The organism is Hahella sp. CCB-MM4, assembly GCF_002260525.1.
Taxonomy (GTDB): domain Bacteria; phylum Pseudomonadota; class Gammaproteobacteria; order Pseudomonadales; family Oleiphilaceae; genus Hahella.
In genome coordinates, this window is sequence record NZ_MRYI01000018.1 from 118279 (window position 1) to 140617 (window position 22339).

Below are 22339 nucleotides of genomic sequence, written 5' to 3' on the forward strand. Positions count from 1 at the left end.
CAACCCCTCTTATGCTTTAACCGCGGGCTTAACAATCACGTCCGCACCGGTCGCACCAGGAATAGCGCCTTTGACTAACAGCAGACCCCTTTCCTGATCAATCCGCACCAACTGCAGAGTTTGCACGGTGACGTTTTTGTTACCCATTTGACCGGCCATTTTCTTGCCTTTAAAAACGCGGCCTGGAGATTGGTTTTGCCCGATAGAACCTGGAGCCCTATGGGACAGAGAGTTACCGTGGGTAGCGTCCTGAGTAGCAAAATTCCAGCGCTTAACCACACCAGCGAACCCCTTACCTTTTGAACGACCAGAAACATCAACTTTCTGACCAGCTTCAAAAATGCTCAGAGACACTTCATCGCCAGCTTTATATTCATTTGAATCATTTTCGTCGAGACGGAACTCTGTCACAACACGACCGGCTTCGACGCCAGCTTTCGCATAGTGACCTGCCATCGGCTTATTGACGTGAGATGCCTTAACAGCACCTGCAGCAACCTGAATAGCACGATAACCGTCAACTTCAACGGTTTTCACTTGCGAGATTACGTTCTTCTCGACTTGAATGACTGTGACGGGAACGGCAGTGCCGTCGTCTTGAAACACACGAGTCATGCCAGCCTTACGGCCAACCAAACCAATTGCCATTTTTCACCTCTTAGTGTACGGGGCTTTCACCCTCTATGGCCACGTTAACGAGTGTTACACCAATGAAGCAGCGCTTTGCGCGCCTGCCTTGCAAGTTTTAATCAGCCGAGGCTAATCTGGACGTCAACGCCCGCTGCGAGATCTAACTTCATCAGTGCGTCTACAGTTTTTTCTGTAGGCTCAACAATATCCAACAAACGCTTATGAGTACGGATCTCATACTGATCACGCGCATCTTTGTTTACGTGAGGAGAGATAAGTACAGTAAAACGCTCTTTCTTAGTAGGCAAAGGAATCGGACCACGCACTTGTGCGCCGGTACGTTTCGCAGTATCTACGATTTCTTGCGTAGACTGATCGATCAAGCGATAGTCGAACGCTTTTAGCCTGATTCTGATTTTCTGGCCTTGCATTTATTTACTCCGAGTCAACAACGGATAACAGCCATACCCAACAAAAAGGAGCCGCATTGTACGCAGCTGATCATTTTGTGTCAAGGGTACTTTTTAACCTACTCACTAAAGAGCAGGTCAACCATAAAAAAGGGGGAAGCAAAAGCTCCCCCCTTTTAACCTTCGAGCAATATCACTCGAAGATTTTAGCTACAACGCCAGCACCTACGGTACGGCCACCTTCACGAATCGCGAAGCGCAGACCTTCTTCCATCGCAATCGGCGCAATCAGGCTAACCTTCATTTTCACGTTGTCGCCAGGCATTACCATCTCAACACCTTCCGGCAACTCACATGAACCAGTCACGTCTGTAGTACGGAAGTAGAACTGTGGACGATAACCTTTGAAGAATGGAGTATGACGACCACCTTCATCTTTGCTCAGCACGTACACTTCGGACTCGAACACAGTGTGAGGAGTGATAGTGCCTGGCTTCGCCAGAACCTGACCACGCTCAACTTCGTCACGCTTAGTACCACGCAACAGAACACCAACGTTCTCACCTGCACGACCTTCGTCCAGCAGCTTACGGAACATCTCAACACCAGTACAGGTAGTCTTAGTGGTATCTTTAATACCAACAATCTCAACTTCCTCACCAACCTTGATCATGCCACGCTCTACACGGCCTGTTACCACAGTACCACGACCAGAGATGGAGAATACGTCCTCGATAGGCATCAGGAACGGTCTGTCGATTGCACGCTCTGGCTCTGGAATGTATTCATCCAGAGTTTCAACCAGCTTCTTAACAGCGCTGGTACCAATACCGTTATCGTCTTTACCTTCCAGAGCCATCAACGCAGAACCGATGATGATTGGAGTGTCGTCTCCTGGGAACTCGTAAGTGCTCAGCAGATCACGCACTTCCATCTCAACCAGCTCCAACAACTCTTCGTCGTCAACCATGTCTGCCTTGTTCAGGAATACCACGATATATGGTACACCAACCTGACGAGCCAGCAGGATGTGCTCACGAGTCTGCGGCATGGGGCCGTCAGCCGCGGAACATACCAGGATCGCGCCGTCCATCTGTGCCGCACCAGTGATCATGTTTTTAACATAGTCAGCGTGCCCAGGGCAGTCTACGTGAGCATAGTGACGAGTCGGTGACTCATACTCAACGTGAGAAGTCGCGATAGTAATACCACGCGCTTTTTCTTCTGGTGCTTTATCAATACCGTCAAACGCTACGGCTGCGCCACCCCAGATTTCGGAACATACGCGTGTCAGGGCCGCTGTCAGAGTAGTTTTACCATGGTCAACGTGACCAATAGTACCTACGTTTACGTGCGGCTTGCTGCGTTCAAATTTTTCTTTTGCCACAGTTCAATCCTCTCTGTCTCTATATCTCAATTTGACTAAGAAAAAAGTTAATAATTAATCTGGATTATTTGCTACGCGCACTAATCACAGCTTCTGCAACGTTTGTCGGCGCCTCTGAATACTTGGAAAACTCCATAGTATAGGTCGCACGACCCTGCGTTGCAGAACGCAGATCAGTTGCATAACCAAACATTTCCGCCAGCGGCACTTCTGCATTTACCACTTTACCGGAAACGCTATCATCCATACCCTGAATCAAGCCGCGACGACGGTTAAGGTCACCAACCACGTCACCCATATTTTCTTCAGGAGTCACCACTTCAACCTTCATAACAGGCTCAAGCAATACGGCACCACCCTTGCTAGCCAAGGCCTTAGTAGCCATGCTGGCAGCAATTTTGAACGCCATCTCATTAGAGTCAACGTCGTGGTAAGAACCATCATAAAGAGTAGCTTTAAGGCCAAGCAAAGGATAGCCGGCAAGAATACCGTTCTTCATTTGCTCCTCAATACCCTTACCTACCGCAGGAATGTATTCCTTCGGAACCACACCACCCACGATCTCGTTAACGAATTCCAGACCTTCTTCGCCTTCGGCACGGGGTTCGAACTTAACCCAAACGTGACCATATTGACCGCGACCACCAGACTGACGGACAAACTTACCTTCAATCTCACAAGTGTTGCGAATCGCCTCACGGTATGCGACCTGAGGCTTACCAATGTTGGCCTCAACCTTAAATTCACGACGCATACGATCAACAATGATATCCAGGTGAAGCTCACCCATACCAGAGATAATAGTCTGACCAGTTTCCTCATCAGTCTTCACACGGAAAGATGGATCTTCCTGCGCCAGCTTACCGAGCGCGATACCCATCTTCTCTTGATCCGCCTTTGACTTAGGCTCTACTGCTACAGAGATTACCGGCTCAGGGAATTCCATGCGCTCCAGAGTAATGATGTTATCCAGAGAACAAAGCGTATCACCAGTAGTCACGTCTTTCAGACCGATACCAGCGGCAATATCCCCTGCACGCACTTCCTTGATCTCTTCACGAGAATTGGAGTGCATTTGCACCATACGCCCGATACGCTCTTTCTTGCTTTTCACCGGGTTATAAACCGAGTCACCCGAACTCAACACACCAGAGTAAACACGGAAGAACGTCAATGTACCAACAAACGGGTCTGTTGCGATTTTAAACGCCAGCGCAGAAAACGGCTCATCATCAGAAGACTTACGAACCGCAACAGTCTCACCATCTTCCAGAACGCCTTCAATCGCCTTAACCTCTGTGGGAGAAGGAAGATATTCAATAACGGCATCCAGAACAGCTTGCACACCCTTGTTCTTAAAGGCAGAACCACCAAGCACAGGAATGATTTCGTTAGCAACGGTGCGCGCACGAATCCCCTGCTTGATCTCTTCCTCGGTAAGGTCGCCTTCTTCCAGGTATTTTTCCATCAGCTCTTCAGTGGCTTCAGCTGCCGCTTCCACCATATACTCGCGCATCTCTTCACACTTACTCTGAAGCTCCGCTGGAATATCCTGATACTCAAAGGTCATACCCTGATCCGCTTCGTTCCAGATGATAGCCTTCATCTTGACCAGATCAACAACGCCCTTGAACTCGTCCTCTGCACCGATAGTCATCTGCAGCGGCACTGCATTGGCACCCAGACGCTCGCGCAACTGAGACACCACGCGCTCGAAGCTTGCACCAGCACGGTCCATCTTATTCACGAACACCATGCGAGGAACTTCGTACTTATTAGCCTGACGCCATACTGTCTCCGTCTGAGGCTGTACGCCCGAAGAACCACACAATACAACCACAGCACCATCGAGAACCCGCAAAGAACGCTCAACTTCGATAGTGAAATCGACGTGCCCAGGAGTATCGATAATATTTACACGATGCTGATCGAACTGCTGCTGCATACCCGCCCAGAAACAGGTTGTAGCCGCGGATGTGATAGTGATACCACGCTCCTGCTCCTGCTCCATCCAGTCCATAGTGGCCGCACCGTCATGTACCTCACCAATTTTGTGAGAAAGACCAGTGTAGAAAAGCACACGCTCAGTCGTAGTGGTTTTACCTGCATCAACGTGAGCACAGATACCGATATTCCGGTACCGTGCCAATGGGGTTTTACGTGCCACGGTTTTTTGCTCCAAATATTAAAAACGGTAGTGAGAGAACGCTTTGTTAGCTTCAGCCATGCGGTGAACGTCTTCACGCTTCTTAACCGCTGCGCCGCGACCCTCTGCTGCCTCGAGCATTTCTGCAGCCAGACGCGCAGCCATGGATTTTTCACCACGCTTACGGGAATACTCAACCAACCAACGCATGGACAGCGCTTGTTGACGAGAAGGACGCACTTCAACAGGAACCTGATAAGTTGCACCACCAACACGACGGGATTTTACTTCTACCAGTGGCTGGATGTTTTCCAGGGCAAGCTCGAATGTTTCCAGGGGGTCTTTACCACCCTTTTGAGTGACGATATCCAGCGCACCATAGACGATTTTTTCAGCAACAGATTTTTTGCCGCTTTCCATGACGTGGTTGATGAACTTGGCAAGTTTCAGGCTTGCAAATTTTGGATCTGGGAGGATTTCGCGTTTCGCAGCGACTCTTCTTCTTGGCATGATAAGCCCTCAATAAGGTTATTCAGGTAAATCCGGCGCACTTAACAGGCCCGGCCTTACTCTTATCCTAAACAGCTCTGTCGCAACTCAAATGAGTTGATTCAACTAACTATCAGGTATTTAAAAAATTAAGATTTTGGACGCTTGGTACCGTATTTTGAACGACCTTGCTTACGATCGTTAACACCAGCGGTATCCAGTGTTCCACGCACAGTGTGGTAACGCACACCAGGCAAATCCTTTACACGACCACCGCGAATCAATACAACGCTGTGCTCCTGCAAGTTGTGGCCTTCACCGCCGATATATGAAGAAACTTCATAACCGTTGGTCAAACGCACACGACAAACTTTCCGCAAAGCCGAGTTTGGCTTCTTGGGAGTAGTGGTATAAACGCGAGTACACACACCGCGACGCTGTGGACATGCCTGCAGAGCAGGAACGTCACTTTTAGCCACTTTACGGCTGCGCGGCTTACGTACCAGCTGATTAATGGTTGCCATTCAAGCTTACTCCGTAATACAAATAAAACTGCCCTATTAAATAAGGGCAGCAAGTGTAATGTCGCACACCACCTGAGTCAAGGAGCGGATGCCTAAAAAATCATCAACTCAACCCAAAGCATGCCACTAATAGTCGAGACGCCAGTTTCCCAACGCCTCAACCTTGTCTCTCACTACTTATTCAGCTCAGCACTTAATGCCTGAACCACATCGGCAGCACTAACACCACCTTCCTTCTGCAGACGCTTGCGGCGACGCTCGTTATGATAGGCAGAGCCCGTCCCAGCAGGAATCAGACGCCCTACCACAACGTTTTCTTTCAAGCCTCGCAGATGGTCTTGTTTACCAGTTACAGCCGCTTCGGTCAGAACTCGCGTTGTCTCCTGGAATGACGCTGCAGAGATAAAGCTCTCTGTTGCCAGAGACGCCTTAGTGATACCCAACAGAACACGATCGCCTTTGGCTGGCATCTTGTCCTGCATTGCTGCCACTTCATTCTCCTCAAGCAGTTTCACCAGCTCCACCTGATCGCCCTTGATCAAACCGGTATCACCCGATGAAGTCACTTCCACCTTACGGATCATCTGGCGAACGATAGTCTCAATATGTTTATCGTTGATGACAACACCTTGCAGACGGTAAACATCCTGGATTTCGTTGATGATGTATTTCGCCAACTCACCCACACCCAACAGACGCAGAATGTCATGAGGATTGGACGGGCCGTCGGAAATTACCTCACCCTTTTCAACCTGCTCACCCTCGAACACGTTCAACTGACGCCATTTTGGAATCAGAATCTCGTATGGGTCGGAGTTATCAGTGGGCGAAATTACCAGACGCTTCTTGCCTTTCGTTTCTTTACCGAATGACACAATCCCGCTGATTTCAGCCAGAATTGACGGCTCTTTCGGTTTCCGCGCCTCGAACAAGTCCGCAACTCGTGGCAGACCACCGGTGATATCCCGGGTTTTCGAGGATTCCTGAGGAATACGGGCAATAACATCACCAACTTCCGCCATATCGCCATTCTTGACGTTCAACAGCGAATTGGGCGGCATGAAGTATTGTACCGGCGTATCGGTACCCGGGAAGTTCATCTCCTTACCTTTAGCATCCAGCAACTGAACCATCGGACGGATATCCTTGCCTGCAGCAGGACGGTCTTTCGGGTCAATGATCTCGATATTGGAAAGCCCGGTCAGCTCATCAGTTTGAGTCTTGATCGTAATGCCTTCTTCCATCCCAACAAAGTTAACCTTACCGCCAACTTCTGTAATGATTGGGTGTGTATGCGGATCCCATTTGGCGACAACTTCACCCGCTTTAACATCCTGCCCCTGTTTGACGCTTAGCTCAGCACCATACGGCAGCTTATACCATTCACGCTCACGGCCGGCCTGGTCTGCGATAGCCAATGCTGAGGAGCGGGAAACCGCAACCAGGTGTCCATCTTTACGCTCAATGGATTTCAGATTATGCAAGCGAACGGTACCACCGTGCTTAACCTGAATATTATCAACCGCAGAAGCCCGTGACGCAGCACCACCGATGTGGAAGGTCCGCATGGTTAACTGAGTTCCAGGCTCACCGATTGACTGCGCAGCAATAACACCAACAGCTTCACCAACGTTCACTCGATGTCCGCGAGCCAAGTCACGCCCGTAACACATCGCACATACCCCATACTTGGTTTCACATGTAATGGGTGAACGCACCAGGATTTCATCAACGCCCGCTTTCTCTAGCTTTTCGACGGTTGCCTCGTCAAGCAGAGTACCAGCACCGACAACAACAGTCTCACTGTCGGAAGCCGAGAACACATCACTTGCTGTAACCCGACCAAGTACACGGTCACCGAGAGGCACAACAACATCACCACCTTCGATATGCGGGGTTACCAACAGACCTTCGCTGGCTCCGCAATCGATCTCAGTGATAACCAGATCCTGAGCAACGTCAACCAGACGACGGGTTAAGTATCCAGAGTTCGCAGTTTTCAATGCGGTATCCGCAAGACCCTTACGAGCACCGTGAGTTGAAATAAAGTACTGAAGTACGTTCAGACCCTCACGGAAGTTTGCCGTAATTGGTGTTTCGATGATCGAACCATCCGGCTTGGCCATCAATCCACGCATACCGGCCAACTGACGAATCTGGGCCGCAGAACCCCGCGCACCGGAGTCAGCCATGATATATACAGAGTTAAAGGATTCCTGGTCGACCTCGTTACCTTCGCGGTCGATGACCTTCTCAGTACCCAGGCGATCCATCATGGCCTTGGATACTTTATCGTTTGCACGAGACCAGATATCGATAACTTTGTTGTATTTCTCACCCTGGGTCAAAAGACCAGAAGCAAACTGAGATTCGATTTCTTTTACTTCATTATCCGCAGCATCGATGATTTTCACCTTCTCATCCGGAATAACGAAGTCATTCACACCGATTGATGCGCCGGACAGCGTTGCGTACTGGAATCCGGTGTACATTATCTGGTCAGCAAAGATAACTGTTTCTTTCAGACCAACCTGACGATAACAAGCATTAATCAAACGAGAGATAGCCTTCTTAGTCATCGCTTGGTTAACCAGCGAAAAAGGTAGTCCCTGAGGCATGATCTCATTCAGCAGCGCACGACCAACCGTGGTTTCAACCAGGCCAGACTTCTCGTAAAGCTTGCCTTCCTCATCACGCTCGACCGTATCCATCCGAACTTTGATTTTAGCCTGCAGATGAATCTGCTTGGCCCCATAGGCACGCTGCACTTCTTTAATATCTGAGAAGTTCATGCCCTCGCCAAGCGCGTTAACGCGCTCACGAGTCATATAGTACAAACCAAGCACAACGTCCTGAGATGGAACGATGATTGGATCACCGTTAGCAGGAGACAGAATGTTATTTGTCGCCATCATTAGAGCACGTGCTTCCAACTGAGCTTCCAAAGTCAGAGGAACGTGCACAGCCATCTGGTCACCGTCAAAGTCAGCGTTATAGGCGGTACAAACCAGCGGATGCAGCTGAATAGCTTTACCTTCAATCAAAACAGGCTCAAATGCCTGAATACCCAAACGGTGAAGGGTTGGCGCCCGGTTAAGCATTACAGGGTGTTCGCGAATAACCTCATCAAGGATATCCCATACAACCGCCTCTTCACGCTCAACCATTTTCTTGGCAGCTTTGATCGTCGTTGCAAGTCCGCGATGCTCCAATTTGGAGAAAATGAACGGCTTGAACAATTCAAGAGCCATTTTCTTTGGCAGACCGCACTGATGCAGACGCAATGTGGGACCAACAACGATAACGGAACGGCCGGAGTAGTCGACACGCTTACCAAGCAGGTTCTGACGGAATCGACCCTGCTTACCTTTGATCATATCGGCAAGGGATTTCAGAGGACGCTTGTTCGACCCGGTAATCGCACGACCACGGCGACCGTTATCCAACAGAGCATCAACCGATTCCTGAAGCATCCGCTTTTCATTGCGTACAATGATATCAGGAGCGTTCAGCTCCAACAGTCGCTTCAGACGGTTATTACGGTTAATAACCCTACGATACAGATCGTTCAAATCACTAGTTGCGAAGCGGCCACCATCCAAAGGAACCAGTGGACGCAAGTCCGGTGGCAATACCGGAAGCACAGTCAACACCATCCAGTCAGGATTGTTTCCGGAGTCAGCGAATGCCTCCATCAACTTCAAACGCTTGGACAGCTTCTTGATCTTAGTCTCGGAATTCGTGGTAGGAATTTCTTCACGCAGACGATTAATTTCGTCAGGCAGATCAAGATCAGCCAACAATGCCTGGACAGCTTCCGCTCCCATACGCGCATCGAATTCATCCCCAAATTCTTCCAATGCCTCATAATATTGCTCGTCGGAAAGCAACTGGCCACGCTCAAGAGTGGTCATTCCAGGGTCAATGACAATAAATGATTCGAAATACAGCACTCTTTCGATATCACGCAGCGTCATATCTAACAGCAAGCCGATGCGGGAAGGCAGCGACTTCAGGAACCAGATATGGGCTACTGGAGAAGCCAGTTCGATATGCCCCATACGCTCACGGCGAACGTTTGCGGGAGCAACCTCAACACCACACTTTTCACAGATTACACCGCGGTGCTTCAGACGCTTGTACTTACCGCACAAGCACTCATAATCCTTAATCGGCCCGAAAATCTTGGCGCAAAACAGGCCATCACGCTCAGGCTTGAACGTCCGGTAGTTAATAGTCTCAGGCTTTTTAACTTCACCGTAAGACCAAGAGCGGATCATATCGGGAGATGCCAGACCGATACGAATAGAGTCAAATTCGTGAGCGTAGTTTTGATTCTTTAATAAATTCAGCAAATCTTTCATTGGCTAAGGCCTCTGATGCGTCCCAGGGCGGCTGAGCCGCCCATCTTAAATCAGTATTGCAGCACCCAGTCTGCAGCTCGTTTTACTTGGAATGGCTATCAAGCCGGAGACATCAGTTTGTCTCGAGCTCGATATCAATACCCAGAGAGCGAATTTCTTTAACCAATACGTTAAAGGACTCTGGCATTCCCGGCTCCATACGATGATCGCCATCCACGATGTTCTTATACATCTTGGTACGACCGTTAACATCATCGGATTTCACCGTCAGCATTTCCTGCAAGGTGTAAGCTGCACCGTATGCTTCCAGTGCCCACACCTCCATCTCACCAAAACGCTGACCACCGAACTGCGCTTTACCACCCAACGGCTGCTGAGTAACAAGGCTGTACGAACCAGTAGAACGGGCGTGCATCTTGTCATCGACCAAGTGGTTAAGCTTGAGCATGTACATGTAGCCCACAGTCACTTGACGTTCAAAGCGATCACCGGTCCGACCGTCGTAGAGATTAATCTGTCCGCTATCGTCCATATCAGCAAGACGCAGCATTTCCTTAATCTCACTTTCCTTCGCACCATCAAATACCGCAGTAGCCATTGGCACACCACCACACAGGTTACCGGCCAACTCCATGACTTCTGCATCATTCAAAGAGTCGAGATCTTCGGTACGACCACCCACACCGTTATATACTTCGTGGAGGAATCGACGAATATCGGCAGCCTTCTGCTGGGCTTCGATCATACGATTGATTTTATGACCCAAACCTTTCGCTGCAGCACCCAAGTGTGTCTCGAGCACCTGACCTACGTTCATCCGCGAAGGTACACCCAGAGGGTTAAGAACGATGTCCACTGGATTGCCGCTCTCGTCATAAGGCATATCTTCAATCGGCTTGATTGCAGAAATAACACCTTTGTTACCGTGACGACCGGCCATTTTGTCACCTGGCTGAATACGACGCTTAACAGCCACATACACTTTAACGATCTTCAATACTCCAGGTGCAAGATCATCACCTGACTGCAATTTACGCTTCTTGTCTTCGAAGCGTTCCTCAATGCTCTTACGACGCTCCTGCAACTGAACTTCAGCTTTCTCAAGAAGTTCATTCAGGCTTTCATCAGACATTTTCAGCTTGAACCATTCTTCCTTTTCGAAAGCATTCAAGTGTACTTCTGTCAGTTCATCGCCCTTTTTGAGACCCGGACCGCTGATAACCTGCTGACCACTCAAAGCATTGCGCAAACGTTCAAAGGTAGCCCCTTCAACGATACGGTATTCATCGTTAAGGTCTTTGCGGTATTTATTCAGCTCAGCCTGCTCAATTTCTTTCGCTCGCTGATCCTTCTCGACTCCGTCACGCGTAAACACTTGAACGTCGATTACGGTTCCGCGCATGCCTGTAGATACGCGCAGAGAAGTATCTTTTACATCAGAGGCCTTCTCACCGAAGATAGCACGCAGCAACTTCTCTTCTGGAGTCAGCTGGGTTTCCCCTTTAGGAGTCACCTTTCCTACCAGAATATCACCTGGCTCTACTTCTGCACCGATGTATATGATGCCGGAGTCATCCAGCTTGGAGAGCGCACTCTCACCCACATTCGGAATATCTGCAGTTACCTCTTCCGGCCCCAACTTAGTGTCCCGGGCAACGCAGGTCAGCTCCTGAATATGAATTGTAGTAAAACGGTCTTCTTGAACCACCCGCTCAGATACCAGAATGGAATCCTCGAAGTTATAACCATTCCAAGGCATGAAGGCGATTCGCATATTCTGACCCAATGCCAGCTCGCCCATATCAACGGATGGGCCATCAGCCATGATATCACCACGGGAGATGATATCGCCTTCCTTAACCAAGGAGCGCTGATTAATACAAGTATTCTGGTTAGAACGGGTGTATTTGGTCAGGTTGTAGATATCAACACCAGCATCGCCAGCCTCTGTTTCGTCATCACTGACTTTAACAACAATCCGCGCTGCATCGACACTAACAATTACACCACCGCGCTTGGCAACGACACAGACTCCAGAGTCCTGAGCCACATAACGCTCCATACCGGTACCAACCAAAGGCTTTTCAGCACGCAATGTTGGTACAGCTTGTCGCTGCATGTTCGATCCCATCAATGCCCGGTTAGCATCATCGTGCTCCAGGAATGGAATGAGAGAAGCAGCAACTGACACTACCTGGCGAGGTGATACATCCATGAAGTTAACACGCTCAGGCGGCATCACGGTAAATTCGTTCTTATGACGAACGGTTACCAGCTCATCAACCAGTCGGTTATTCTCATCGACTAATGCGCTTGCCTGTGCAATTACGTACTCGCTTTCTTCAATGGCTGACAGATATTCAATATCATCAGTTACCAAGCCATCAACAACTCTACGGTATGGGCTTTCCAAGAACCCGTAGGAATTGGTACGAGCATAGGTCGCCAAAGAGTTAATCAAACCGATGTTTGGACCTTCAGGTGTCTCGATTGGACATACTCGACCATAATGGGTCGGGTGTACGTCACGTACCTCAAAGCCTGCTCGCTCACGAGTTAGACCGCCAGGGCCTAACGCTGACACACGGCGCTTGTGAGTAACCTCAGACAGCGGGTTGTTCTGGTCCATAAACTGCGACAGCTGGCTGGAACCGAAGAATTCTTTTACGGCAGCAGCAACCGGTTTCGCATTAATCAGATCCTGAGGCATCAGACCTTCAGATTCCGCCATGCTCAAACGCTCTTTAACTGCACGCTCAACGCGCACCAGTCCTACACGGAATTGATTCTCAGCCATTTCACCTACGGAACGAACACGACGGTTCCCCAGGTGATCGATATCATCAACAGTACCTTTACCGTTACGGATATCGATCAAAGTTCTCAACACATCAATAATGTCTTCGTGACTAAGAACACCTTCACCCAGAACCTCTTCACGGCCAAGGCGACGGTTAAACTTCATACGCCCAACAGCGGACAGATCGTAACGCTCTTCTGAGAAGAACAAGTTGTTAAACAGATTCTCTGCCGATTCCTTAGTTGGGGGTTCACCAGGGCGCATCATGCGATAGATTTCTACCAATGCTTCCAACTGGCTTCTGGTGGAATCAATTCTTAAGGTATCTGATACAAACGGACCACAGTCGAGATCGTTAGTGTAGAGAGTCTCAACTCTGGTTACGCCAACTTTCTCCAGTTTTTCAAGCACTTCATCTGTAATCTCAGAGTTACACTCGATTACAATTTCACCTGTCTTCGGATCAGTAACGTTATGAGCAATAACCTTACCGTTCATATAGTCCTTGGGCACGCGCAGCCGCTTCATGCCGGCTTTTTCCATCTGACGGATATGGCGTGCGGTAACGCGTCTCGCTTCTTCTACGATCACATTACCTTCATCATCTTTAATTTCGAATGTGGCGATATCTCCCCGCAACCGGCTAGGAACCAAGTCCAGGTAGCAATCGTCACCCTCAATTTCAAATTGACTGTTTTCAAAAAACATTTCGAGCATCTGCTCTGCGGTATAACCCAGTGCACGAAGCAGGATGGTTGCAGGCAGTTTACGACGGCGGTCGATTCGGACAAATACCGCATCTTTCGGATCGAATTCGAAGTCCAACCAGGAACCACGGTAAGGAATTATACGTGCAGAATAGAGCAACTTACCTGATGAGTGGGTCTTCCCTTTATCATGATCAAAGAAAACGCCAGGAGAACGATGCAGCTGAGAAACAATTACCCGCTCCGTGCCATTGATCACAAAGGTTCCGTTTTCAGTCATTAACGGAACTTCACCCATGTATACTTCTTGCTCTTTGATATCTTTGATAGCCTTAGTTGACGACTCTTTATCATAGATGATCAGTCGAACCTTAACTCTCAACGGTGCAGCGTAAGTTACGCCGCGAAGTTGACATTCTGCTACATCAAATACAGGTGTTCCCAGACGATAACTGACATACTCTAATGCCGCATTACCGGAGAAACTGACAATTGGAAATACCGATTTGAACGCCGCATGCAAACCAACGTCCTGACGGTCTTCATGGGACACATTCTGTTGCAGAAAATCGTGATAGGAGTCTAGCTGTATGGATAGCAGGTACGGTACATCCATTACTGCTGGAAGTTTTCCGAAATCTTTGCGAATTCGTCTTTTTTCGGTATAGGAGTATGTCATCGATATTCCCCAGCTTTATGCAAACTGACTCTGGTGCGCTCGAAGGATTTCGACAAAGAGGACTACTTGTCTCAAGTTGTACGAAATTTTTGAAAAAAAGATTTAGCTTACACAACGGAAAACGGCTGACGTCCTAAAACGCCAGCCGAATCCCTGCTTTAGCAGCTTGAAGCAATCAAAAGATTACTTGAGTTCAACCGTAGCACCGGCTTCTTCAAGTTCTTTCTTAGCTTTTTCTGCGTCGTCTTTGCCCAGAGCTTCTTTGATGGTAGAAGGAGCGCCATCAACCAGCTCTTTAGCTTCTTTAAGACCCAGACCAGTGATACCACGAACAACTTTGATGACGTTAACTTTCTTGTCACCAGCAGAGTTCAATACCAGGTCAAATTCAGTCTTTTCTTCTACTGCGGCAGCTTCGCCAGCAGCAGCTGGTGCAACTGCAACAGCTGCTGCAGCGGAAACACCAAATTTTTCTTCCATAGCTTCAACAAGTGCAACTACATCCATTACACTCATTTCAGCAATTGCATTAAGGATATCGTCTTTAGACAGAGCCATGTTATTTCTCCTAAAAGCCTATTAAATTGCTACCGTTATGCCGCATTTTGCTTTTGATCGCGGACTGCCGCTACCGCACGGGTAACTTTGGACGGAACTTCGTTCAAAGTACGCGCAAGCTTGGTAACTGGTGCCTGCATGACGCTCATCAGCAACGCCAGAGCCTGATCCCTTGTCGGGAGCTTGGCCAAGCGATCAATCTGATCTGCGCCGAGCAAATCTCCACCAACAGCAAGTGCCTTGATTTCAAACTTGTCGTTTTCTTTAGCGTAATCCTTCAGCAAGCGCGCAGCTGCACCGGGATCTTCCATTGAAAACGCAAGGATGGTTGGTCCTACTAACGCCTCGCGAACACACTCATACTCAGTGCCTTCTACAGCACGTTTTGCCAGAGTGTTACGCACAACCCGCAAAGAAACGTTTTCACTACGTGCTTTTGCACGCAGATCGCTCATTCCATTGGAGGTTACGCCGCGATAGTCAGCAATAACCAGAGACAAGGCATTACTGGCAGTCTCATTGACCTCAGCGACAATAGCTTTTTTGTCTTCAAGTCTAATTGCCACCGGATTTCTCCTATTTACGCTGGTTTCCCAGCTAGTCGCATTTATCTCAAAAGAGACGTTTACGGCTTTTCGCAATACTGCTTCGCCGTCTGCGCAGGACGTTTAACCCTTAGCGATTTGATAAAATCAAACCGCTGTCAGGACCTGCGGTCTTTGACAGCCCACGGCTTCCGCCGAAAGACTACCAAAACTTTTCACAACTACCTCTTAAACAGAAATAGTTGACTGATCAATCAACAGACCCGGGCCCATTGTTGATGAAATAGTTACTTTCTTCAGATATACACCTTTAGCAGAAGCAGGCTTTGCTTTTTTCAGATCAGCCAGCAGAGCTTCAAGGTTTTGCTTTATATCTTCTGAAGGGAATTCCACGTTACCCAGAGGTGAATGGATAATCCCATTTTTATCAGTACGATAACGAACCTGACCGGCTTTCGCGTTTTTAACAGCTGTTTCCACGTCCGGAGTTACAGTACCAACCTTAGGGTTAGGCATTAGGCCACGAGGCCCAAGGATTTGCCCCAATTGACCCACAACACGCATTGCATCAGGTGTAGCGATAACAACGTCAAAGTTCAGATTACCCTTCTTAACTTCTTCCGCCAAATCGTCCATACCGACAATATCAGCACCTGCCGCTTGCGCTTTTTCTACATTCGCGCCTTGAGTGAACACTGCCACTCGAACAGATTTACCAGTACCTTTAGGCAGTACGGTAGAACCGCGAACAACCTGGTCTGATTTACGTGCATCAACGCCCAGATTTACAGAGACGTCTAGAGATTCTTTAAACTTAACCGCTTTTGAAAGATCAGCCAGAATAGCTACAGCTTCTTCTATTGAATATGCTTTACCAGCTTCAACTTTCTCACGAATCGCCTTTTGGCGCTTAGTTAACTTAGCCACGCCTTACTCCTCCACATTCAAGCCCATACTTCTGGCAGTGCCAGCGATGGTGCGTACTGCTGCATCTAAAGAACCTGCTGACAGGTCCGGCATTTTAACGTTCGCAATTTCTTCCAACTGCGCGCGATTAACCGTACCCACCTTTTCAGTGTTAGGGCGACCAGAACCGCTCTTGACACCTGCGGCCTTTTTCAGCAATACAGAAGCCGGGGGAGTTTTGGTAATAAAGGTAAAGCTACGATCACTATAAACAGTGATTACAACTGGAGTAGGAAGGCCTGGCTCAAGATTCTGGGTTTGAGCATTGAAAGCCTTACAAAACTCCATGATATTAACACCATGCTGACCCAGAGCTGGACCAACAGGGGGGCTAGGATTAGCCTGACCGGCTTTAACCTGCAATTTGATATAGGCTTGAACTTTCTTAGCCATCGATTCCTCCTAATGGGTAATAACGCACAAATGTGCTCCCCGTTCAGACACAAAAAGCCCGCCACACAACATGTAGCGAGCCTGCTTTTTAAAGTCAGCTAGTCTTTTTCTACCTGACTGAACTCCAAATCTACCGGAGTGGAACGCCCAAATATCAGGACAGCTACTTTAACCCGGCTCTTTTCGTAATCAACTTCTTCAACAACACCATTAAAATCTGCGAAGGGGCCGTCAATTACTCGCACCACCTCACCAGCTTCAAACAGCGTCTTGGGTTTAGGCTTATCAGCTCCACTCTCTACCCGTCGCAAAATGGCCTCAGCCTCTTTGTCACTAATAGGAGCAGGACGGTCTGGCGTACCACCAATAAATCCTAATACTCTGGAGGTAGACTTAACCAAATGCCAGGTATCATCATTCATGTCCATCTGAACAAGAACATAACCAGGGTAAAACTTGCGCTCACTTTTGCGCTTTTTACCCTCTTTCATTTCAACTACTTCTTCGGTTGGAACCAGAACCTCACCAAACTGAGACTCCATATCCTTCAGTGCAATACGCTCTTTAAGAGAGCGCATTACATGCTTTTCGTAGCCAGAATACGCCTGAACGACATACCATTTTTTAGACAAGAGGCTTCTCCTAACCAATAAAGCCAGAAACCAGCCAACTAATCAGCGAGTCTATAACCCACAACAACAAGGCCACAAACAATACAAAAGCGACTACTATCAGCGTGGTCTGGGTTAGTTCGGGCCTGGTTGGCCACACGACCTTCCGAATTTCCAACCTAGCTTCTTTTAACAGCACCAAAAAGGACTGCCCTTTTACTGTTTGCGCAGCAGTAAAGGCAGCCACCGCACCTAACACAACCAAACCTAGGACACGGTATAGCAGAGATTGATCGGCATAAAACGAATTACCAACCACCCCAGCTGCAATAAGCGCGAATACGACAAGCCATTTCAGCTTGTCGACCGCGCCTGACGTTTTCTCTACATTAGAGGACATAATATATAACCAGACCTAATAAGGTGGCAGGCCAGGAGGGAATCGAACCCCCAACCTGCGGTTTTGGAGACCGCCGCTCTGCCAATTGAGCTACTGGCCTACCTTAAACAGAAAGGTTACTCGAAGATTTTAGCTACAACGCCAGCACCTACGGTACGGCCACCTTCACGAATCGCGAAGCGTAGACCTTCTTCCATCGCAATCGGCGCAATCAGGCTAACCTTCATTTTCACGTTGTCGCCAGGCATTACCATCTCAACACCTTCCGGCAACTCACATGAACCAGTCACGTCTGTAGTACGGAAGTAGAACTGTGGACGATAACCTTTGAAGAATGGAGTATGACGACCACCTTCATCTTTGCTCAGTACGTACACTTCGGACTCGAACACAGTGTGAGGAGTGATAGTGCCTGGCTTCGCCAGAACCTGACCACGCTCAACTTCGTCACGCTTAGTACCACGCAACAGAACACCAACGTTCTCACCCGCACGACCTTCGTCCAGCAGCTTACGGAACATCTCAACACCAGTACAGGTAGTCTTAGTGGTATCTTTAATACCAACAATCTCAACTTCCTCACCAACCTTGATCATGCCACGCTCTACACGGCCTGTTACCACAGTACCACGACCAGAGATGGAGAATACGTCCTCGATAGGCATCAGGAACGGTCTGTCGATTGCACGCTCTGGCTCTGGAATGTATTCATCCAGAGTTTCAACCAGCTTCTTAACAGCGCTGGTACCAATACCGTTATCATCTTTACCTTCCAGAGCCATCAACGCAGAACCGATGATGATTGGAGTGTCGTCTCCTGGGAACTCGTAAGTGCTCAGCAGATCACGCACTTCCATCTCAACCAGTTCCAACAACTCTTCGTCGTCAACCATGTCTGCCTTGTTCAGGAATACCACGATATATGGTACACCAACCTGACGAGCCAGCAGGATGTGCTCACGAGTCTGCGGCATGGGGCCGTCAGCCGCGGAACATACCAGGATCGCGCCGTCCATCTGTGCCGCACCAGTGATCATGTTTTTAACATAGTCAGCGTGCCCAGGGCAGTCTACGTGAGCATAGTGACGAGTCGGTGACTCATACTCAACGTGAGAAGTCGCGATAGTAATACCACGCGCTTTTTCTTCTGGTGCTTTATCAATACCGTCAAACGCTACGGCTGCGCCACCCCAGATTTCGGAACATACGCGTGTCAGGGCCGCTGTCAGAGTAGTTTTACCATGGTCAACGTGACCAATAGTACCTACGTTTACGTGCGGTTTACTACGCTCAAACTTTTCTTTTGCCATTGCGACCCTCTCCTGAAGAAAACGCTTTGCCGTATTTCTAGTATTGACCCGAAGGACAACCAAACAGTGGAGCTCATGACCGGAATTGAACCGGTGACCTCATCCTTACCAAGGATGTGCTCTACCGACTGAGCTACATGAGCACTCTAAACACTCACCAATTTGAATTAGTGGAGCGGGCGGCGGGAATCGAACCCGCATCATCAGCTTGGAAGGCTGAGGTAATAGCCATTATACGACGCCCGCTGAATAATGGTGGAGGGGGCTGGATTCGAACCAGCGAAGCTTTCGCGTCAGATTTACAGTCTGATCCCTTTGGCCGCTCGGGAACCCCTCCAGAGCAAACGATTCAGCTAATTTAACACACCAAATTCGCTAAAAATAAATGGAGCTGGCGGACGGAATCGAACCCCCGACCTGCTGATTACAAGTCAGCTGCTCTACCAACTGAGCTACGCCAGCTCGTGCTCGCCAAATTCGCGAGGCCGCTATACTACGGAAGATCCCCCCCCGATGCAACACTTTTGCAAAAAATTTGTCTCGCTTCGACATTATTTTTTTGCGACCCCAAAACGCTATTGATTCTTCCCATTAATTGCATGTTCGCCTCATCCTCTGAAACCAGCCAATATTCCAGCTTTTCTCTGGGAAGCTCCTTCATTTCCGCCTGAAAGCCCTGTCTTATTCTTTGCTTTTGCAATAGCTTGGCCGAATCAATATTGCGAAACAAACCGAGGCTAATACCATTCCTCAACTCACCTTGAGCTATAAGATAGCTATCTATTTTTCTTACCTGGAGCTCTTTCAATCGAATAATTGCAGCCTTTCTACTTTCCAGCGGTCTCAAATAGACCCAATATTCCGGCGCGAGCTGCAGTGTATTTTTATGAAGGCGAGTCTCCACCTGCTCCAAGAGAAGCCCTTTCCTCAATTCTTCAGCCTCGACCTCTTCCTCTAAAGGCCCAATCAAAAAGCATAATGCTTCCACATTGCTCTTGACCCCTTTATCAGCAGAAGACCCATCCTCTAGCTTTTCCTTCTTTGCCGGAAAAAGCTTTATCTCACTCAACAGAGTGAGAGTACCTGCATTCTCGTATACCTGAATCCTTGCATGATTAACACTGGCAGAATGCCTTTTCTGAAGCTCAAGCCATTGCACTAAAAACACTATTGCGTTAAGTGATAGCAGCGATAGAAATATCCAACGCACCTATTCGCCCCTTTCCATCCCGGTCCAACCATCTATATAGGCCAACCTCAATCCATCCAAAACAAGGTCCCGACAGTAGACCACCCCTCTTTCAGACAATAGAGCTGCAAACTGCTTATACCCCCCACCGGTACAAATAACCTTCCCCTTCCCAAACCTTTCCAACACTGCAGCAAGAAAACCCGCTTGCATTAAATAAACACCATTTTCAACGCACTCCTTTGTATCCAGCCCCAACCTGTCATCAGAGACATATTCGTATACACCAGCAAGAGAACCAGTATTCCCCCCCAAAGAGGTAAAACACAGCCTCGATCCTGGAACAATATAGCCCCCTTTGTGACAACCTCCATCATCAACGACATCCACGGTAATCGCACTACCGAAGTCAATAATGCAACACCTTTCACTTACCAATTGATACCCAGCAAGACAGGCAAGCCAACGATCCACGCCTAGCTTTTGATAATCCGTGTATCCATTTATTACGCCCACCGCACTTTTAACCACCCCCGCCCAGAAAACATCCTTAACACCCCTGGACTGAAGCAAGCCCGCAACTTCACTTTTTATTGACTCACCAGCAACACAAGCAACCAACGCCTTCGAGACCACATTTTTATCTAGATCCGCTTCAAGCGCACAAAGATCGCCACTTACCGCTGAAAAATACTGCCCCGACTCCCACCGCCTCCATTTTATATAGGTGTTGCCTACATCAATTTCGAACTCAATCATTATGAGAGCCTTACCGATATTTCTCCGGCCGAATAAACCTTCTCCCCGCCCGACACATCCATAATCATATTGCCGCCCCCATCAACCCCCTTGTACACCCCCTCAATAGGAGCTTGAAAACCATGCAAAGTTACGGCTTTCCCAACCAAGCAGTCGTATTTATCCCAATACTGCCGAATAGAACCAAAACCACCTTCAACAAATCTGCCTATCGTTAGCATTACTGTATTTATTAAGCTCAACAGAAGAACATTTCTGTCCAGAGTAACATGAGACTCCTTCTCCAAAGTTGTCCAAGGCTGCCCAATCTCGCCCCCCTCACCATCACTCATAAAGACATTAATACCTATACCCGCAACGACTAAGACAGGCCCGTTATTCTCCCCCTCCACATCAACAAGGATACCAGCTACCTTTTTATCCTGAATCCACACATCATTTGGCCACTTTAAACCAACATCCACTTGGGCCACCTGCTTTATTGACTCAGCGGTCGCCGCCCCAAGCCCTAAACTTAAGCCACTCAAACTTGAGAACCCTCCAGGCAACCGACAAGAGATACTGACATAGAGATTCTTGGCAAACGGACTTATCCATTCTCGCCCCCTTCTCCCCCGACCACCAGTCTGTTCCTCCGAAACACAAACATCAAAGCAACCCATTGGCAGATCCCTGGAATATTCCTTCAAATGGGTATTTGTCGAGTCAACCGAGTCAAGCACAAGAAAGTCCCTAAGAGCAAAGCCACAGCCCTTGGCCATCTTCTCTCGATCAACCACCTTTTCCAGCATATTTATTGGATCCGACAGACGATAACCTCGACCCTTAACGCTCTCCACACCAATACCTGCAGCTTCAAGCTGAGCGATATTTTTCCAAATTGCAGCGCGAGTAAGATTAAGGCGCGCACCCAAAGCCACACCTGAATGAAACTCACCATCTGCTAACATTCGCAACAATTCGTAATTCATCTGCAACCTGCCCCTCAGGGCTTACCAAAGATCATTAAACACACCCTAGGCGGCGGCAAAGTTCTAAAGTATTTTTCCCAATAAATCAAGAAAGGGCATGAATCACAATAAGAGGCAATAAGCTGCCGCCATAAAAACATGCGCAAAAATGAGAACAAACCGAGTACTAAAGGCGAAGTGAAGTGAAGTGAAGTGAAGTGAAGTGAAGTGAAGTGAAGTGAAGTGAAGTGAAGTGAAGTGAAGTGAAGTGAAGTGAAGGCTACCTCACCAGAAAATAGATGCAATCCTTTGGCAGAACCCAGAATCTAAATGCAGGACGATGCCCCAGAGATACAGCCCCCTTTCCGGCAGGCAATAAAAAACCCCACCCAGTGACCTGGATGGGGCTCTTAATTAGAAGCCTGACGACGACCTACTCTCACATGGGCGAACCACACTACCATCGGCGCTGAACTGTTTCACTTCTGAGTTCGGAAAGGGATCAGGTGGTTCCAGCTCGCT

The 22339-nt window shown here is 48.5% G+C and carries 18 protein-coding genes, 5 tRNA genes and 1 rRNA gene; all 24 read right to left on the reverse strand.

Annotated elements, in window-relative coordinates:
* Window positions 1-9 precede the first annotated feature (9 nt).
* The gene (gene rplC, locus BTA51_RS24005) at window positions 10-648 is read right to left on the reverse strand and encodes a 50S ribosomal protein L3 (protein WP_094711623.1); all 639 of its coding nucleotides are present in this window, start codon (window positions 646-648) and stop codon (window positions 10-12) included.
* 101 nt (window positions 649-749) lie between these two features.
* Entirely contained in the window at window positions 750-1061 is a 312-nt protein-coding gene (gene rpsJ / locus BTA51_RS24010) for a 30S ribosomal protein S10 (protein ID WP_011399921.1), read from the reverse strand.
* Between the two features lie 172 nt (window positions 1062-1233).
* The gene (tuf, locus tag BTA51_RS24015) at window positions 1234-2427 is read right to left on the reverse strand and encodes an elongation factor Tu (protein ID WP_094711624.1); all 1194 of its coding nucleotides are present in this window, start codon (window positions 2425-2427) and stop codon (window positions 1234-1236) included.
* 64 nt (window positions 2428-2491) lie between these two features.
* Window positions 2492-4594: an elongation factor G gene (gene fusA, locus BTA51_RS24020; protein ID WP_094711625.1), complete on the reverse strand. Its 2103-nt coding sequence runs from the start codon at window positions 4592-4594 to the stop codon at window positions 2492-2494.
* Between the two features lie 18 nt (window positions 4595-4612).
* Window positions 4613-5083, reverse strand: coding sequence for a 30S ribosomal protein S7 (gene rpsG / locus BTA51_RS24025; protein ID WP_094711626.1), 471 nt, complete (start codon window positions 5081-5083; stop codon window positions 4613-4615).
* Window positions 5084-5211: 128 nt separating this feature from the next.
* Window positions 5212-5586, reverse strand: coding sequence for a 30S ribosomal protein S12 (gene rpsL, locus BTA51_RS24030; RefSeq protein WP_020405295.1), 375 nt, complete (start codon window positions 5584-5586; stop codon window positions 5212-5214).
* 173 nt (window positions 5587-5759) lie between these two features.
* Window positions 5760-9950, reverse strand: a complete 4191-nt coding sequence (gene rpoC, locus BTA51_RS24035) for a DNA-directed RNA polymerase subunit beta' (RefSeq protein ID WP_094711627.1) — start codon at window positions 9948-9950, stop codon at window positions 5760-5762.
* 112 nt (window positions 9951-10062) lie between these two features.
* Window positions 10063-14136: a DNA-directed RNA polymerase subunit beta gene (gene rpoB, locus BTA51_RS24040; RefSeq protein WP_094711628.1), complete on the reverse strand. Its 4074-nt coding sequence runs from the start codon at window positions 14134-14136 to the stop codon at window positions 10063-10065.
* Between the two features lie 183 nt (window positions 14137-14319).
* Window positions 14320-14694, reverse strand: a complete 375-nt coding sequence (rplL, locus tag BTA51_RS24045) for a 50S ribosomal protein L7/L12 (protein WP_094711629.1) — start codon at window positions 14692-14694, stop codon at window positions 14320-14322.
* Window positions 14695-14729: 35 nt separating this feature from the next.
* Complete coding sequence (gene rplJ / locus BTA51_RS24050) at window positions 14730-15260, reverse strand: 50S ribosomal protein L10 (RefSeq protein ID WP_094711630.1); 531 nt, start codon at window positions 15258-15260, stop codon at window positions 14730-14732.
* A gap of 207 nt (window positions 15261-15467) precedes the next feature.
* Complete coding sequence (gene rplA, locus BTA51_RS24055; RefSeq protein WP_094711631.1) at window positions 15468-16166, reverse strand: 50S ribosomal protein L1; 699 nt, start codon at window positions 16164-16166, stop codon at window positions 15468-15470.
* A 3-nt stretch (window positions 16167-16169) separates the two neighbouring features.
* Window positions 16170-16598 (reverse strand): 50S ribosomal protein L11, encoded by a 429-nt coding sequence (gene rplK, locus BTA51_RS24060; RefSeq protein WP_094711632.1) that lies wholly within the window; start codon window positions 16596-16598, stop codon window positions 16170-16172.
* A 98-nt stretch (window positions 16599-16696) separates the two neighbouring features.
* Window positions 16697-17230: a transcription termination/antitermination protein NusG gene (gene nusG / locus BTA51_RS24065; protein WP_094711633.1), complete on the reverse strand. Its 534-nt coding sequence runs from the start codon at window positions 17228-17230 to the stop codon at window positions 16697-16699.
* A 10-nt stretch (window positions 17231-17240) separates the two neighbouring features.
* Window positions 17241-17609 (reverse strand): preprotein translocase subunit SecE, encoded by a 369-nt coding sequence (gene secE, locus BTA51_RS24070; RefSeq protein ID WP_094711634.1) that lies wholly within the window; start codon window positions 17607-17609, stop codon window positions 17241-17243.
* A gap of 24 nt (window positions 17610-17633) precedes the next feature.
* Window positions 17634-17709, reverse strand: a tRNA-Trp gene (locus BTA51_RS24075).
* A gap of 16 nt (window positions 17710-17725) precedes the next feature.
* A complete protein-coding gene (tuf, locus tag BTA51_RS24080; RefSeq protein ID WP_094711624.1) occupies window positions 17726-18919 on the reverse strand; it encodes an elongation factor Tu in 1194 nt (397 codons plus the stop codon).
* A 67-nt stretch (window positions 18920-18986) separates the two neighbouring features.
* Window positions 18987-19062: transfer RNA gene (locus BTA51_RS24085), tRNA-Thr, on the reverse strand.
* Between the two features lie 28 nt (window positions 19063-19090).
* Window positions 19091-19165, reverse strand: a tRNA-Gly gene (locus BTA51_RS24090).
* Between the two features lie 7 nt (window positions 19166-19172).
* A tRNA-Tyr gene (locus tag BTA51_RS24095) sits at window positions 19173-19256 on the reverse strand.
* A gap of 49 nt (window positions 19257-19305) precedes the next feature.
* Window positions 19306-19381, reverse strand: a tRNA-Thr gene (locus tag BTA51_RS24100).
* A 31-nt stretch (window positions 19382-19412) separates the two neighbouring features.
* The gene (locus BTA51_RS24105) at window positions 19413-20129 is read right to left on the reverse strand and encodes a hypothetical protein (RefSeq protein WP_094711635.1); all 717 of its coding nucleotides are present in this window, start codon (window positions 20127-20129) and stop codon (window positions 19413-19415) included.
* Complete coding sequence (locus BTA51_RS24110; RefSeq protein ID WP_094711636.1) at window positions 20130-20867, reverse strand: type III pantothenate kinase; 738 nt, start codon at window positions 20865-20867, stop codon at window positions 20130-20132.
* Entirely contained in the window at window positions 20867-21838 is a 972-nt protein-coding gene (locus BTA51_RS24115) for a biotin--[acetyl-CoA-carboxylase] ligase (protein ID WP_094711637.1), read from the reverse strand. The genes BTA51_RS24110 and BTA51_RS24115 overlap by 1 nt, the downstream gene beginning before the upstream one ends.
* A 399-nt stretch (window positions 21839-22237) precedes the next feature.
* Window positions 22238-22339: ribosomal RNA gene (gene rrf, locus BTA51_RS24120) — 5S ribosomal RNA — on the reverse strand; the annotation flags it as partial.